We start from the raw sequence: 16653 nt of genomic DNA, 5'->3' as shown, positions 1-16653 counted from the left end.
GATCATGTTCTTGACGTAGTCAGCGTGGCCCGGGCAGTCAACGTGGGCGTAGTGACGGATCGGGGATTCGTATTCGACGTGCGCGGTCGAGATCGTGATACCACGAGCCTTTTCTTCCGGCGCGGCGTCGATCGAGGAGTAATCCTTGAACTCGCCACCGAAGCGCTCGGCACCGATCTTGGTCAGTGCGGCGGTCAGCGTGGTCTTGCCGTGATCGACGTGACCGATGGTGCCGACGTTGACGTGCGGCTTGGTGCGCTCGAACTTACCCTTTGCCATTGTTCTATACCTTGATTGTTCGTAAGTGGTTTCAAGAGAGGCTGAGCGAGGCTCAGCCCTTCTTCATGACGGCTTCGGCGATGTTGGTCGGAGCCGGCTCGTAGTGATCGAATTCCATGGTGAAGGTGGCGCGGCCCTGGGTCTGCGAACGCAGCGCAGTGGCGTAGCCGAACATTTCACCCAGCGGGATCATCGCGTTGATGATGCTGGCCGAACCGTCACCGGTGGTGTCGGAACCCTGCAGCACGCCGCGACGACGGCTGACGTCGCCCATCACGTCACCCTGGTAATCCTCCGGGGTCACGATCTCGACCTTCATGATCGGCTCCAGCAGCACCGGCTTGGCCTTGGCGAAGCCCTGCTTGAAGGCCATCGACGAAGCCAGCTTGAACGCCATTTCCGAGGAGTCGACGTCGTGGTACGAACCGAACACCAGCTTCACCTTGACGTCCACGACCGGGAAGCCAGCCAGCGGACCGCTGGTGATGGTTTCGCGCAGGCCCTTTTCAACCGACGGAATGAATTCCTTCGGGATCACGCCGCCGGTGATGTCGTTGATGAACAGGAAGTCGTCCTTGATGGCCGGAGCCAGCTTCGGATCGGCACGGTCTTCAGCGGTGATCGGCGACAGCTCGATCACGACGTGACCGTACTGACCCTTACCACCGGACTGCTTGGCGTGCTTGTAGTCCGACTTGACGTCAGCCAGGGTGATGGTTTCGCGGTAGGCCACCTGCGGCGCGCCGACGTTGGCTTCAACGTTGAACTCGCGCTTCAGGCGATCGACGATGATGTCCAGGTGCAGCTCGCCCATGCCCGAGATGATGGTCTGGCCGGATTCTTCGTCGGTCTTGACGCGGAACGACGGATCTTCCTGCGCCAGACGGCCCAGGGCCAGACCCATCTTTTCCTGGTCCGACTTGGTCTTCGGCTCGACGGCCATCGAGATCACCGGCTCCGGGAACGTCATGCGCTCCAGGATGATCGGCGCGTCCACGGCGCACAGGGTGTCACCGGTGGTGGTGTCCTTCAGGCCCACGGCAGCAGCGATGTCACCAGCCAGAACTTCCTTGATTTCCTCGCGGTTGTTCGAGTGCATCTGCAGGATGCGACCGATGCGCTCCTTCTTGCCCTTCACCGAGTTCAGCACGGTGTCGCCACCGTTCAGGGTGCCCGAGTAGACGCGGAAGAAGGTCAGCGCGCCGACGAACGGGTCGGTGATGATCTTGAAGGCCAGCGACGAGAACGGAGCCTTGTCGTCCGACTTGCGGGTCATCTCGACGGTGTCGTCGTCAACGTCCACGCCCTTCACGTCCGGCACGTCGACCGGCGACGGCAGCAGCTGGATCACGCCGTCCAGCATGGCCTGCACGCCCTTGTTCTTGAAGGCCGAGCCGCAGTACATCGGCACGATCTCGGTGGCCAGGGTGCGGGTACGCAGCGCATTGATGATTTCAGCCTCGGCCAGCTCTTCGCCGCCCAGGTACTTTTCCATCAGCTCTTCGCTGGCTTCGGCAGCGGTCTCGACCATGAACTGGCGAGCCTCTTCGGCAGCCGCCTGCAGATCGGCCGGGATGTCGCTGTATTCGAACTTCATGCCCTGCGAAGCCTCATCCCAATGGATGGCCTTCATCTTCAGCAGGTCGACAACGCCCTTGAAGTTGTCTTCAGCGCCGATCGGCAGCTGCATCGGCACGGCGACCGCGCCCAGCTTGGCCTTCAGCTGGCCGACGACCTTCTGGAAGTTGGCACCGGTGCGGTCCATCTTGTTGACGAACGCGATGCGCGGCACGTGGTACTTGTTGGCCTGGCGCCACACGGTTTCCGACTGCGGCTGCACGCCACCGACGGCACACAGGACGAAGACGGCACCGTCGAGCACGCGCAGCGAGCGCTCCACTTCGATGGTGAAGTCGACGTGCCCGGGGGTGTCGATGATGTTGAAGCGGTGCTCCGGCAGGGACTTGTCCATGCCCTTCCAGAACGCGGTGGTGGCAGCGGACTGGATCGTGATGCCACGCTCCTGCTCCTGCTCCATCCAGTCCATGGTGGCGGCGCCGTCGTGCACTTCACCGATCTTGTGGCTCTTGCCGGTGTAGAACAGGATGCGCTCGGACGTGGTGGTCTTGCCGGCATCGATGTGAGCCATGATGCCGAAGTTACGGTAACGCTCGATGGGAGTGGAACGGGCCACGGGAGCCTCTCAGATTTCTTGGATTTCGGATGGCCGAACGCCGCCTTTCGGCGGCCTTCGGATTGGCGCAGCCCTTCTGGGACCGCGAGGCAGCACGCACCGAAGTGGTGCTGCCCTGCCTGTTTTACAAGGCCGTCAAACTCACCAGCGGTAGTGGGCGAATGCCTTGTTGGCTTCGGCCATGCGGTGGGTTTCTTCGCGCTTCTTGATGGCGCCGCCACGGTTTTCCGAGGCGTCGATCAGTTCAGCAGCCAGCTTCTTCGGCATGGTGTTCTCACCACGCTTGCGCGCGGAGTCGATCAGCCAGCGCATGGCCAGGGCCATCTTGCGCGACGAACGCACTTCGACCGGCACCTGGTAGGTGGCACCACCGACGCGACGCGACTTGACTTCGACCGCCGGAGCGACGTTGTCCAGAGCCTTCTGCACCAGTTCAATGGCGTTGGCGCTGCTGTTCTTCTCGGTGATCACGTCCATGGCGCCGTACACGATCTTTTCGGCGACGGACTTCTTGCCGCTCTGCATGACCATGTTGATGAAGCGGGCGATGGTTTCGCTTCCGTGCTTCGGATCGGGCAGGACGGAACGCTGCGGAGTATTACCCTTACGCGACATAGTGCTCTCTCCTTATGCCTTCGGACGCTTGGCGCCGTACTTGGAACGGGCCTGGCGACGCTTGGCAACGCCGGCGGCGTCGAGCGAGCCACGAACGGTGTGGTAACGCACACCCGGCAGGTCCTTGACGCGACCGCCGCGGATCAGGACCACGGAGTGCTCCTGCAGGTTGTGGCCTTCACCACCGATGTAGGAAATCACTTCTTCCTGGTTGGTCAGGCGGACCTTGGCAACCTTGCGCAGAGCCGAGTTCGGCTTCTTCGGAGTGGTGGTGTAGACACGGGTGCAGACGCCACGGCGCTGCGGGCACTTGTCGAGCGCCGGCGAGGCACTCTTGTAGGTGGTCGCTTGCCGCGGCTTGCGGACCAGCTGGTTGATCGTCGCCATCAGTAGGTTCTTCTGATTGGTGGCCGGAAAATCCGACCAGAGATGCGGAAATGTTAAAGCAGGCCGAAATTCTGGCCTGCTGAGACAGACGATTGTAGCAACCTGCCAGGAAAGCAGTCAAACGCCTCCTGTCAAGCCCGTCCCTGATCCCGGGACGTTACTGGGGGGCCTCCATGTACCCCGTTCAGGTTGACAGGGTCGATCGCGGACGATCTCCCCTGCCCTTTCCAATCCCATCGATGGACCGATGGGGTGGTCCGGCCTTGCGGCCGGACCGGCTACCTCATTCTTCGCCCGACGCCTGTTCAGCTTCGGCTTCAACCACCGGCGCCTCGACCGCGGCCGGGGTACCGGCCAGGGTCTGCATTTCCGACTCGGTGAGACCGGAAGCGCCGCGACGGCGGTTGCTGTGGTACGCCAGGCCGGTACCGGCCGGAATCAGGCGCCCCACGATGACGTTTTCCTTCAGGCCACGCAGGTTGTCCGAGGTGCCGCGGACGGCCGCTTCGGTCAGCACGCGGGTGGTTTCCTGGAACGAAGCGGCCGAGATGAACGATTCGGTCGCCAGCGACGCCTTGGTGATACCCAGCAGGACCGGATCGAAGTGCGCCGGCAGCTCGTTGCGGGCCGACAGGCGCGCATTCTCCTCGATAACGCGCTGACGCTCCACCTGTTCGCCGTTCAGGAACTTGCTGCTGCCCTGATCGGTGATCTCGACCTTGCGCAGCATCTGGCGGGTGATCACCTCGATGTGCTTGTCGTTGATCTTCACGCCCTGCAGGCGGTACACGTCCTGGATTTCCTTCACCAGGTAGGCCGCCAGCGGCTCGACGCCCAGCAGGCGCAGGATGTCCTGCGGGCTCGGCTCGCCGTCCACGATGGTTTCACCCTTGGTGACATGCTCGCCTTCGAACACGATGACCTGGCGGTACTTCGGGATCAGCTCTTCGTGCTCCGAACCATCGGTGTCCTTGATGATCAGGCGCTGCTTGCCCTTGGTGTCCTTGCCGAAGCTGATGATGCCCGAACGCTCGGCCAGCACCGCCGGATCCTTCGGCTTGCGCGCTTCGAACAGGTCGGCCACGCGCGGCAGACCACCGGTGATGTCGCGGGTCTTCGACGCTTCCTGCGGGATCTTGGCGACGACGTCGCCCACGCCCACCGGGGCGCCGTCCTGCAGGTTGACGATCGAACGCGGCGGCAGCAGGTACTGCGCCGGCAGGTCGGTGCCCGGAATCGACAGGTCATTGCCCTTGGCGTCGACGATGCGCACGATCGGGCGCAGGTCCTTGGCCTGGGTACCACGACGCTTCGGATCGGTGATTTCGCGCGAAGCCAGGCCGGTCAGCTCGTCGGTCTTCTCGATGACGGTGATGCCATCAACGAAGTCGATGAAGCGGATGAAGCCGGCCACTTCCGACACGATCGGGTGGTTATGCGGATCCCAGTTGGCCACGGTCTGGCCAGCCTTGATCGCATCACCGTCCTTGGACGTGATGGTCGCACCGTACGGCAGCTTGTAACGCTCACGCTCACGGCCGTGGGCATCGAGCACCGAGATTTCGCCCGAGCGCGACACTGCGACCAGCGAGCCGTTGGCATGCTCGACCGACTTGAGGTTGCTGAACTTGACCGAGCCGGTGGTCTTGACGGTGATGTTGTCGACCGCTGCCGCTCGCGACGCCGCACCACCGATGTGGAACGTACGCATGGTCAGCTGGGTACCCGGCTCACCGATGGACTGCGCGGCGATGACGCCGACTGCTTCACCGATGTTGACCAGGTGGCCACGGGCCAGGTCGCGGCCGTAGCAGCGCGAGCAGACACCGAACGCCGATTCGCAGGAGATGGTCGAGCGGACCTTGATGGTCTGCACGCCGGCATCTTCCAGCTTGGCGACCCAGGCTTCGTCGAGCAGGGTGTTGCGGGTGACGATCGGATCCTCGTCGTTGCCCGGCAGGAACACGTCCTCGGCGACCACGCGGCCCAGCACGCGGTCCTTCAGCGGCTCGACCACGTCGCCGCCTTCCACGATCGGGGTCATGATCAGGCCTTCGGTGGTACCGCAATCCACCTCGGTGATCACCACGTCCTGCGCGACGTCGACCAGACGACGGGTCAGGTAACCCGAGTTCGCGGTCTTCAGTGCGGTATCGGCCAGACCCTTACGGGCACCGTGGGTGGAGTTGAAGTACTCCTGCACGTTCAGGCCTTCGCGGAAGTTCGCCTTGATGGGCGTCTCGATGATCGAGCCGTCCGGGCGGGCCATCAGGCCGCGCATGCCGGCCAGCTGACGGATCTGCGCCTGCGAACCACGCGCACCGGAGTCGGCCATGATGTACAGCGAGTTCATCGACTTCTGGTCGATGGTCTCGCCCTTGGCATTGACCACCTTCTCGGTACCGATGGTGTCCATCATCGCCTTGGCGATGCGCTCGTTGGTGCGCGACCAGATGTCGACCACCTTGTTGTAGCGCTCGCCGGCGGTGACCAGGCCCGACTGGTACTGCTCCTGGATTTCCAGCACTTCGGCTTCGGCCTCGGTGAGGATGCCCTTCTTCTCGTCCGGGATCAGCATGTCGTCGATGCCGATCGAGACGCCGGCGCGGGTCGCGTAGGCGAAGCCGGTGTACATCAGCTTGTCGGCGAACACGACCGTGTCCTTCAGGCCCAGCTGGCGGTAGCTGGAGTTGATCAGGCGGCTGATGTTCTTCTTGGTCAGCTCGGTGTTGGCCAGCGCGAACGGCAGGCCTTCCGGCAGGATTTCAGCCAGCAGGGCGCGACCGATCGTGGTGTCCACGATCGAGGTCTTGTTCTGCTTGTTGCCGTCTTCGTCGGTCACCACCTCGGTGATGCGGACCTTGACCTTGGCGTGCAGTTCCACCACACGGTTGTCGTAGGCACGCTTCACTTCGGCGATGTTGGCGAAGGCCATGCCCTCGCCCTTCTTGTTTTCCAGCGAGCGGGTCATGTAGTACAGACCCAGCACGACGTCCTGCGACGGCACGATGATCGGCTCGCCGTTGGCCGGCGACAGGATGTTGTTGGTCGACATCATCAGCGCACGCGCTTCCAGCTGGGCTTCCAGCGAGAGCGGCACGTGGACGGCCATCTGGTCACCGTCGAAGTCGGCGTTGAACGCGGTGCAGACCAGCGGGTGCAGCTGGATGGCCTTGCCTTCGATCAGCACCGGCTCGAACGCCTGGATGCCCAGACGGTGCAGGGTCGGCGCACGGTTCAGCATCACCGGATGCTCGCGGATGACCTCTTCCAGGATGTCCCAGACTTCGGCTTCTTCGCGCTCGACCAGCTTCTTGGCGGCCTTGATGGTGGTGGCCAGGCCACGACGCTGCAGCTTGGCGAAGACGAACGGCTTGAACAGCTCCAGCGCCATCTTCTTCGGCAGGCCGCACTGGTGCAGGCGCAGGTACGGACCGACCACGATGACCGAACGGCCCGAGTAGTCGACGCGCTTGCCGAGCAGGTTCTGGCGGAAGCGACCCTGCTTGCCCTTGATCATGTCGGCCAGCGACTTCAGCGGGCGCTTGTTGGTGCCGGTGATGGCACGGCCGCGACGGCCGTTGTCCAGCAGCGCATCGACCGATTCCTGCAGCATGCGCTTTTCATTGCGCACGATGATGTCCGGCGCGCTCAGCTCGAGCAGGCGGCGCAGGCGGTTGTTGCGGTTGATGACGCGGCGGTACAGGTCGTTCAGGTCGGAGGTCGCGAAGCGGCCGCCATCCAGCGGGACCAGCGGGCGCAGGTCCGGCGGCAGCACCGGCAGCACGGTCATGACCATCCACTCCGGACGGTTGCCCGATTCCAGGAAGGCCTCGATCAGCTTGATGCGCTTGGTGAGGCGCTTGAGCTTGGTTTCCGAACCGGTAGCGGCGATTTCCTCGCGCAGGCGGGTCATTTCCGACTGCAGGTCGATCGTGCGCAGCAGTTCGTACACGGCCTCGGCGCCCATGGCGGCGTCGAAGTCGTCACCGTGCTCCTGGCGGGCCTGCAGGTACTGTTCTTCGGTCAGCAGCTGGCGGCGCTCCAGGGCGGTCAGGCCCGGCTCGGTCACCACGTACGCTTCGAAGTACAGCACGCGCTCGATATCGCGCAGGGTCATGTCCAGCATCAGGCCGATGCGCGACGGCAGCGACTTCAGGAACCAGATGTGCGCGACCGGCGACGCCAGGTCGATGTGGCCCATGCGCTCACGGCGCACCTTGGCCAGGGTCACTTCGGTGCCGCACTTTTCGCAGACCACGCCGCGGTGCTTCATGCGCTTGTACTTGCCGCACAGGCACTCGTAGTCCTTCACCGGGCCGAAAATGGCGGCGCAGAACAGGCCGTCGCGTTCCGGCTTGAAGGTACGGTAGTTGATGGTTTCCGGCTTCTTCACTTCGCCGAAGGACCACGAACGGATCAGGTCCGGCGAGGCCAGCGCGATCTTGATCGCGTCGAAGTCCAGCGTCTGGCGCTGCTGGTTGAAGAGGTTGAGCAGGTCTTTCATGGTGTTCTCCAGAAGGAGGAATGCTGTGTCGATGGGCTTTCAGTTGACTGCCAGCGGCGCGGCGGCGGAGGCCGCCGCGCCGGCATGGATCAGTTGTCTTCCAGTTCCATGTTGATGGCCAGCGAGCGGATTTCCTTCACGAGCACGTTGAAGGATTCCGGCATGCCCGCGACCATCTCGTGCTCACCGTCGACAATGTTCTTGTACATCTGGTTGCGGCCCTGCACGTCATCGGACTTCACCGTCAGCATTTCCTGCAGGGTGTAGGCCGCGCCGTAGGCTTCCAGCGCCCAGACTTCCATTTCACCGAAGCGCTGGCCGCCGAACTGCGCCTTGCCGCCCAGCGGCTGCTGGGTGACGAGCGAGTACGGACCGGTCGAACGGGCGTGCATCTTGTCGTCGACCAGGTGGTTCAGCTTCAGGTAGTGCATGTAGCCAACGGTGGTGTGGCGATCGAAGGCTTCACCGGTGCGGCCGTCGTACAGCTGGGTCTGGCCGCTGCTCGGCAGGTCGGCCAGTTCCAGCATGCGCTTGATTTCCGCTTCGGTGGCGCCGTCGAACACCGGGGTAGCCATCGGCACGCCGTCGGTCAGGTTGCGGGCCAGGCGCAGCAGTTCCTCGTCGCTGAACTGCGACAGGTCGACACGGTTGGCCACGTTGGTGTCGTCGTGGTTGTAGATGTCGTCCAGGAACTTGCGCAGGTCGGCGACCGCCGCCTGGGCTTCCATCATCGCCTGGATCTTGCGACCCAGACCCTTGGCGGCCCAGCCCAGGTGCACTTCCAGGATCTGGCCGATGTTCATGCGCGACGGCACGCCCAGCGGGTTCAGCACGATGTCCACGGTTTCGCCCGAGGCCATGTACGGCATGTCCTCGACCGGCACCACGTTGGAGACCACACCCTTGTTGCCGTGGCGGCCAGCCATCTTGTCGCCCGGCTGGATGCGGCGCTTCACGGCCAGGAACACCTTGACCATCTTCAGAACGCCCGGAGCGAGGTCGTCACCGGCGGTGATCTTGCCGCGCTTGTCGGCGAAGCGACGCTCGAACTCCTTCTCGTGCGCCTGGATCTGCTTCTGCGCGCGCTCGATGGCTTCCGAAGCGTCCTCGTCCTTCATGCGCAGGGCGAACCAGTCAGCCTTCTTCAGGCCGTCCAGGAAGGCGTCGGTGATCACGTCACCCTTCTTCAGGCCAGCGCCACCGTTGACCACCTTGCCCACGATCTGCGAACGCAGACGCATGTAGATGGCGGCTTCCAGGATGCGGAACTGGTCGTCGAAGTCCTTCTTGACGCGCTTGATTTCAGACTCTTCGATCTGGCGGGCGCGCTTGTCCTTCTCGATGCCGTCGCGGGTGAAGACCTGCACGTCGATGACGGTGCCGTCCATGCCCGGCGGAACGCGCAGCGAGCTGTCCTTCACGTCCGAAGCCTTCTCGCCGAAGATCGCGCGCAGCAGCTTCTCTTCCGGGGTCAGCTGGCTTTCGCCCTTCGGGGTGACCTTGCCGACCAGGATGTCGCCGGCACGGACTTCCGCGCCGATGTACACCACGCCGCTCTCGTCCAGGCGGTTCAGCGCCTGCTCGGAGACGTTCGGGATGTCGGCGGAGATTTCCTCCGGCCCCAGCTTGGTGTCACGCGCGACGCAGGTCAGCTCTTCGATGTGGATCGTGGTGTAACGATCCTCTTCCACCACGCGCTCGGAGAGCAGGATGGAGTCTTCGAAGTTGTAGCCGTTCCACGGCATGAACGCGATCAGCATGTTCTGGCCCAAGGCCAGTTCGCCGATGTCGGTGGACGGACCGTCGGCCAGCACGTCGCCGCGGGCGATGACGTCACCGACCTGGACCAGCGGGCGCTGGTTGATGCAGGTGTTCTGGTTCGAACGGGTGTACTTGACCAGGTTGTAGATGTCCACGCCTGCGTCGGTGGCGCCAACGATCTCTTCCTCGTTGACCTTGACCACGATGCGGGCCGCGTCGATCTGCACGATCTCGCCACCACGACGGGCATTCACGGTCACACCGGAGTCACGCGCCACGGCGCGCTCGATGCCGGTACCGACCAGCGGCTTCTGCGCACGCAGGGTCGGCACGGCCTGACGCTGCATGTTGGCGCCCATCAGTGCGCGGTTGGCGTCATCGTGCTCCAGGAACGGAACCAGCGCAGCCGCGATCGACACGGTCTGCATCGGCGAGACGTCCATGAAGTGGACTTCCGCCGGCGGCTTCAGCAGCGATTCGCCCTGGAAGCGGCACGGGACGAACTGCTCGGTCAGGGTGCCCTTGGCGTCGGTCAGCGCGTTGGCCTGCGCAATGACGTACTCGTTTTCTTCGATCGCCGACAGGAACTCGACTTCGTCATAGACCTTGCCGTCCACGACCTTGCGGTACGGGGTCTCGAGGAAACCGTACTGGTTGGTGCGGGCGTACACGGCCAGCGAGTTGATCAGGCCGATGTTCGGGCCTTCCGGGGTTTCGATGGTGCAGACGCGGCCGTAATGGGTCGGGTGCACGTCGCGCACTTCGAAGCCGGCGCGCTCACGGGTCAGACCGCCCGGGCCCAGGGCCGAGACGCGACGCTTGTGAGTCACTTCCGACAGCGGGTTGTTCTGGTCCATGAACTGCGACAGCTGCGAGGAGCCGAAGAACTCCTTGATGGCAGCGGCGACCGGCTTGGCGTTGATCAGTTCCTGCGGGGTCAGGCCTTCCGACTCGGCCATCGACAGGCGCTCCTTGACCGCGCGCTCGACGCGGACCAGGCCGACGCGGAACACGTTCTCGGCCATTTCACCGACCGAACGCACGCGACGATTGCCCAGGTGATCGATGTCGTCGACCACGCCGCGACCGTTGCGGATCTCGGTCAGGACCTTGATCACGTCCAGGATGTCGGAGCTGTCGCCGTGGGCAGCGACCAGGCGCTTGGACTCTTCGTCGTTGCGCTCACCGAAGTACTTGCTGTCGTACAGCACGGCTTCGCCGGTGGTTTCCTTGCGGCCCACGCGACGGTTGAACTTCATGCGGCCGACCGCGGACAGGTCGTAGCGCTCGAAGGTGAAGAACAGGTTGTGGAACAGGTTCTGCGCGGCATCCTTGGTCGGCGGCTCGCCCGGACGCATCATGCGGTAGATCTCGACCAGGGCTTCCAGCTGGGTCTTGGTCGGATCGATGCGCAGGGTGTTGGACAGGTACGGGCCACGATCCAGGTCGTTCACCCACAGGGTGCCGACCGCATCGACGCCGGCCTTGCGGAAGGCCTGCAGCTGCTCGTCGGTGATCTCGTCGTTGGCCTGGGCCAGCAGTTCGCCGGTCGAGGCATCGACCACGTCGTGCGACAGGATGCGGCCGACGATGTAGTCGTCCGGCACGGCCAGGGCGGCGATGCCCGAGGCTTCCAGCTGCTTGATGTGGCGCGCGGTGATGCGCTTGCCGGCTTCCACGATGACCTTGTCGCCGTCGGCGAGGTCGAAGCCCAGGGTTTCGCCACGCAGGCGCTCCGGCACCAGCTCCAGCTGGACGCCTTCATCCGGGTTGATGTGGAAGGTGTTGATCTCGAAGAACTCGGCCAGCATCTCCTCGTTGCTGTAACCAAGCGCGCGCAGCAGGATCGACACCGGCAGCTTGCGGCGGCGGTCGATACGGGTAAACAGCGCGTCCTTCGGGTCGAACTCGAAGTCCAGCCAGGAGCCGCGGTAAGGAATGATGCGGGCGCTGTACAGCAGCTTGCCCGAGCTGTGGGTCTTGCCACGGTCGTGGTCGAAGAACACGCCCGGCGAGCGGTGCAGCTGCGAGACGATGACGCGCTCGGTGCCGTTGACGATGAAGGTGCCGTTCTCGGTCATCAGCGGGATTTCGCCCAGATAGACCTCCTGCTCCTTCACGTACTTGATGGCCTTGGTCGACGACTCACGGTCGTAGATCACCAGGCGCACGGTCACGCGCAGCGGGGCGCCGTAGCTCATGCCGCGCTGGCGGCACTCACGCTCGTCGAAGACCGGTTCGCCCAGCTTGTAGCCGACGTATTCCAGGGCAGCATTGCCGCTGTAGCTGGCGATCGGGAAGACCGACTTCAGCGCAGCGTGCAGGCCGTGGTCCGTGCGCTTGGCCGGATCGACGTTTTCCTGCAGGAATTCACGATAGGAATCCACCTGGATGGCGAGCAGGAACGGCACTTCGAGAATCGAGCGCTGCTTGCCGAAATCCTTGCGGATACGCTTTTTTTCGGTGAACGAATAGGACGTCATGAGGTCTTCCACCTTGTTGTGCGGATCGTGCGCCCACGATCCGAAGGGAACTTGAAATTGTCAGTTGGAAGTCGCTGGTATTGCCGGCACCAGCACGCCTTCTCCCGCTACTTCCAACTGCCAACTCGTCTGCTACCACTCCCCCGCTGCCGCGCCGTGCGCTGGCCTGCCGGGGTTTGACTGCAGCCCGTGTTGGGCTTTTTCCTGCTTTTGAAACAGTCGACTAACAGTCGACCCTACCGGTACCGCAACAACGACCAAAGGCCGGGGGCTTACGCCCCCAGCCTTGGCTGCATCGCCGTGAATCGGTGACGATGCAAGGTAACTGCTTACTTGACTTCGACAGTCGCGCCAGCAGCTTCCAGGTCCTTCTTCATCTTCTCGGCGTCTTCCTTCGAAGCGCCTTCCTTCAGGACGCCACCGGCTTCGGCCAGGTCCTTCGCTTCCTTCAGGCCCAGGCCGGTGATGGCGCGGACGGCCTTGATGACCTCGACCTTCTTCTCGCCGGCGGTCTTCAGGGTGACGGTGAACTCGGTCTGCTCTTCAACAGCAGCGGCCGGGCCAGCGGCAGCAGCCACGGCAACCGGAGCAGCGGCGGAGACGCCGAACTTCTCTTCGATGGCCTTGACCAGCTCCATCACTTCCATCAGGGACTTCTCGGCGATGGCGTCGACGATCTGTTCGTTGGTAAGGGACATGATTAATACCTTTGGATGATTTTCTGGGTTGAGGTTCCGTCAGGAACCACGGTAAGTCGAAACTCAGGCGGTCTCGGCGGCCGGCTCGGCAGCGTCGGCGGCGACATCGCCACCCCCCTGCTTCTCGCCAACAGCCTTGATGGCGCGGGCAAACATCGTGACCGGCTCGGTCAGGACGCGGGCCAGCATGGCCAGGGCCTGGTCGCGGGTCGGCAGCGAGGCCAGCACTTCGACGTGGCTTGCCGGGAACACTTCGCCACCGATGGCGACGACCTTAGCCTTCAGCTTGTCGTTGCCCTTGGCGGCTTCCTTGATCAGGCGACCGGCAGCGCCGGGCTCCTCGAGCGAGAACGCGTACAGCAGCGGACCAACCATCTGGTCCTGTGCGACTGCGAACTCGGTGCCTTCAACGGCGCGCGAAGCCAGGGTGTTCTTGACAACCTTCAAGAAAACACCGGTTTCACGAGCCTGCTTGCGCATCGCGGTCATCTGGGCGACCGTGGTGCCAGCGTATTCGGCTGCGATCAAGGAGTGGGCCTTGGCGGCGACGTCTGCCAGCTCGGCGACTACTTCTTGCTTCTGGGACAGATTGAGAGCCATTGCACTCCTCCTATTGAACTCCGCTTACGGCTCCTGCCGTGTGCGGTCCTGTGCGGCATCCGTCCTGGACGCCGGGAACATCGGGATGATGTTCCGGGGGTGGGCCGTTCTAGACCTGGAGTGGGCCAACCTGGGAAACCCAGACGTGCGTGAACCAGAAAAACTCCAGAAGGGCACCATCTACGCAGGGTGATTCCGGGGAATCGATTAAGCGCTCATGACTGCTCCGGCGGCGACTCCTTGCCAGATCGAGCTTCCGTGCCCGTCGCCGGTATTGCCACGACCGCGCCTGCGGTCTTTGACGGCTACCGCAGGCGATGCACTGCCAGCGATGCCTTCAAATGTCACGGTCACGGCACCGAAGGTACCGTGACCGCTTGAAACAATTACTTCAGGGTCAGCGACGACTGGTCGACGGTGACGCCCGGGCCCATCGTCGAGCTGACCGAAACCTTCTGCAGGTAGGTGCCCTTCGAGGTGGCCGGCTTGGCCTTGATCAGGTCCAGCAGCAGCGCGGTCAGGTTCGACTTCAGCGCATCTTCGGCGAAGTCGGCCTTGCCGATGGTGCAGTGGATGATGCCGGCCTTGTCGGTGCGGTAACGGACCTGACCCGACTTGGCGTTCTTCACGGCTTCACCCGGGTTCGGGGAAACGGTGCCGACCTTCGGGTTCGGCATCAGGCCGCGCGGGCCCAGCACGGTGCCCAGCTTACCGACGACACGCATGGCGTCCGGGGTCGCGATGACGACGTCATAGTTCAGATCACCGGCCTGCATCTTCTCGGCCAGATCGTCCATACCGACGGCTTCGGCGCCAGCGGCCAAGGCTTCATCAGCCTTGGCACCGGCCGGAGCGAACACGGCGACGCGGACCGACTTGCCGGTACCGGCCGGCAGCACGGTGGAGCCACGGACCTGCTGGTCGGACTTCTTCGCGTCGACGCCCAGGCGCACGGCAACGTCGATCGACTCGACGAACTTGGCCTTGGTGGCGGTCTTCAGGATGTTGATCGCGTCCTCGAAGGCGTACGCCTTGCCCGGAACGACGGCGGCCTTGATGGCCTTCTCACGCTTGGTCTGTGCCATCTTATTAACCCTCCACCACGAGGCCCATGGAACGGGCAGAGCCAGCGATGGTACGCACGGCGGCGTCCAGGTCGGCGGCAGTCAGATCCGGTTCCTTCGCCTTGGCGATCTCTTCCAGCTGCTTACGGGTGACCTTGCCGACCTTCTCGGTGTTCGGGCGCTTGGAGCCCGACGAGATGCCAGCGGCCTTCTTCAGCAGGGTGGTAGCCGGGGTGCTCTTGGTGATGAAGGTGAACGTACGGTCCGAGTAGGCCGTAATGATCACCGGAACCGGCAGACCCGGCTCGAGCTTCTGCGTGGCAGCGTTGAACGCCTTGCAGAATTCCATGATGTTCAGACCACGCTGACCCAGCGCAGGACCGACCGGCGGCGAGGGGTTGGCCTGACCGGCCTTCACCTGCAGCTTGATGTAACCGACAACTTTCTTTGCCATGTGAGTGCTCTCCGGGTGCTAGCGCCTTTCGACAACAGGCTCCCCATCGGACCGGGAATCACGCGTCCCGGCATCGCGTTTTGAAATCATGCTGAAGGCCACCTTGCGGCGGCCTCGTCCTGCTGGCTTTCCCAGCAGGGAGCCGCGCACTATAACAGGTTTTTTCTTCACATGCCTGAAGCAGCAGGTAAACGAACGAAACCGGGCCAGGCCCGGTTTCTGGTCCGACGCCGAGCATGGCTCGACGCTACAGGCAGGTCAGACGGCCTTTTCGACCTGGCCGAACTCGAGCTCGACCGGGGTCGCACGACCGAAGATCAGCACCGAGACGCGCAGACGGCTCTTCTCGTAGTTGACCTCTTCGACGACGCCATTGAAATCGTTGAACGGGCCATCGGTGACACGGACCATTTGGCCCGGCTCGAACAGCACCTTGGGACGCGGCTTCTCGACACCTTCCTGAACGCGGTTCAGGATGGCCTCGGCCTCGGAATCGGCGATCGGCAACGGGCGATCAGCGGTACCGCCGATGAAGCCCATCACGCGCGGGGTTTCCTTGACCAGATGCCAGCTTTCGTTGTCGATGCGCGGAATGCCGGCTTCTTCGTGGGTCTCGATCTGGACCAGCACATAGCCCGGGAAGAACTTGCGCTCGGAGCGGCGCTTCTGGCCAGCGCGCATCTCGACCACTTCTTCGGTTGGAACCAGGACGTCGCCGAAGCGCTCTTCCATGCCATCACGGACGATGCGATCGCGCAGGGCCTGCGCCACCGACTTCTCGAAGCCCGAATAGGCGTGAACGACGTACCAACGCTTCATGCAATTCTCCTTAGCGGCTCAGGAACCACTGAGTCAGTTTCTGGATCAGGAAGTCGAAGCCACCCAGCAGCAGGCTGAGGATGAGCACCACGACGATCACGACCCAGGTCATGCGGATGGCTTCCTGGCGCGTCGGCCAGACCACCTTGCGCAGTTCGAAGCGCGACTCGGAGAGGAATTCGCGGGTGTCGCGCCCCTTGCCGGTCAGCATGAACACGCCGATACCGCCAACCAGACCGACCACGACCGCCAACGCACGCACCTGACCCGCCCACGCACCCAGCTGGGCGGCGCGACCGGAGTCGGCGGAGAACCAGAACCAGACGAACAGACCGGCCAGCACCAGCAACGATGCGGCGACATACTTGACGATATCTCCACCATTGGCGGAGTTGTCCTTGGAGTGTTCGATCTTGCTATTCATCCGGCTGTGTCTGCTTTAGCGGCGCAGGCCGCTGGGTAAGGTGGGCAGATGGCACGCCAGGAGGGACTCGAACCCCCAACCTGCGGTTTTGGAGACCGCTGCTCTGCCAATTGAGCTACTGGCGTACGTTGAAAACTTGCCTTCCCTTAGACGGCGAAGGCGGACCGAGGTTCCCGGCCCGCCATTCGCGTAACCGGCGGCGCTATGCAACCACCGGTACTGCAGGCTTACTCGATGATCTTCGAGACCACGCCGGCGCCGACGGTACGGCCGCCTTCGCGGATGGCGAAGCGCAGGCCTTCGTCCATTGCCACCGGGTTGATCAGGGTGACGACCATCTTGACGTTGTCACCCGGCATCACCATTTC

13 protein-coding genes and 1 tRNA gene are annotated in these 16653 nt (G+C 63.4%); all 14 read right to left on the bottom strand.

Annotated elements, in window-relative coordinates:
* A partial coding sequence (locus tag AC5P53_RS20460; RefSeq protein ID WP_308307142.1) for a GTP-binding protein occupies positions 1 to 279 on the bottom strand: 279 nt, incomplete at its 3' end.
* A 52-nt stretch (positions 280 to 331) separates the two neighbouring features.
* On the bottom strand, positions 332 to 2473 hold the full coding sequence (gene fusA / locus AC5P53_RS20455) for an elongation factor G (RefSeq protein WP_014646050.1): 2142 nt from the start codon (positions 2471 to 2473) through the stop codon (positions 332 to 334).
* A gap of 141 nt (positions 2474 to 2614) precedes the next feature.
* Entirely contained in the window at positions 2615 to 3088 is a 474-nt protein-coding gene (gene rpsG, locus AC5P53_RS20450) for a 30S ribosomal protein S7 (RefSeq protein ID WP_004145321.1), read from the bottom strand.
* A 12-nt stretch (positions 3089 to 3100) separates the two neighbouring features.
* Positions 3101 to 3475, bottom strand: coding sequence for a 30S ribosomal protein S12 (rpsL, locus tag AC5P53_RS20445; protein WP_004145320.1), 375 nt, complete (start codon positions 3473 to 3475; stop codon positions 3101 to 3103).
* Between the two features lie 283 nt (positions 3476 to 3758).
* Positions 3759 to 7982: a DNA-directed RNA polymerase subunit beta' gene (gene rpoC / locus AC5P53_RS20440; RefSeq protein WP_014646049.1), complete on the bottom strand. Its 4224-nt coding sequence runs from the start codon at positions 7980 to 7982 to the stop codon at positions 3759 to 3761.
* An 89-nt stretch (positions 7983 to 8071) separates the two neighbouring features.
* On the bottom strand, positions 8072 to 12226 hold the full coding sequence (rpoB, locus tag AC5P53_RS20435) for a DNA-directed RNA polymerase subunit beta (RefSeq protein WP_014646048.1): 4155 nt from the start codon (positions 12224 to 12226) through the stop codon (positions 8072 to 8074).
* A gap of 329 nt (positions 12227 to 12555) precedes the next feature.
* Positions 12556 to 12924 carry a 50S ribosomal protein L7/L12 gene (gene rplL, locus AC5P53_RS20430; RefSeq protein ID WP_014646047.1) on the bottom strand — a complete coding sequence of 123 codons (369 nt, stop codon included), beginning with the start codon at positions 12922 to 12924 and terminating at the stop codon, positions 12556 to 12558.
* A 63-nt stretch (positions 12925 to 12987) separates the two neighbouring features.
* A complete protein-coding gene (gene rplJ, locus AC5P53_RS20425; protein WP_010480377.1) occupies positions 12988 to 13524 on the bottom strand; it encodes a 50S ribosomal protein L10 in 537 nt (178 codons plus the stop codon).
* A gap of 386 nt (positions 13525 to 13910) precedes the next feature.
* Positions 13911 to 14609 carry a 50S ribosomal protein L1 gene (gene rplA, locus AC5P53_RS20420; RefSeq protein WP_014646045.1) on the bottom strand — a complete coding sequence of 233 codons (699 nt, stop codon included), beginning with the start codon at positions 14607 to 14609 and terminating at the stop codon, positions 13911 to 13913.
* A gap of 4 nt (positions 14610 to 14613) precedes the next feature.
* On the bottom strand, positions 14614 to 15042 hold the full coding sequence (rplK, locus tag AC5P53_RS20415) for a 50S ribosomal protein L11 (RefSeq protein WP_004145248.1): 429 nt from the start codon (positions 15040 to 15042) through the stop codon (positions 14614 to 14616).
* Between the two features lie 258 nt (positions 15043 to 15300).
* Positions 15301 to 15861, bottom strand: a complete 561-nt coding sequence (gene nusG / locus AC5P53_RS20410) for a transcription termination/antitermination protein NusG (protein WP_004154362.1) — start codon at positions 15859 to 15861, stop codon at positions 15301 to 15303.
* Between the two features lie 10 nt (positions 15862 to 15871).
* The gene (secE, locus tag AC5P53_RS20405; RefSeq protein ID WP_014646044.1) at positions 15872 to 16285 is read right to left on the bottom strand and encodes a preprotein translocase subunit SecE; all 414 of its coding nucleotides are present in this window, start codon (positions 16283 to 16285) and stop codon (positions 15872 to 15874) included.
* A 49-nt stretch (positions 16286 to 16334) separates the two neighbouring features.
* A tRNA-Trp gene (locus AC5P53_RS20400) sits at positions 16335 to 16410 on the bottom strand.
* 102 nt (positions 16411 to 16512) lie between these two features.
* Positions 16513 to 16653: EF-Tu C-terminal domain-related protein (locus AC5P53_RS20395; RefSeq protein WP_487247787.1), on the bottom strand; the 141-nt coding region annotated here is incomplete at its 5' end.

The sequence above is a fragment of the Stenotrophomonas sp. YJH_SMC_82 genome, assembly GCF_059368875.1.
Note: the sequence above shows the minus strand (reverse complement) of the source record. Positions and strands in the feature narration are given on the sequence as shown.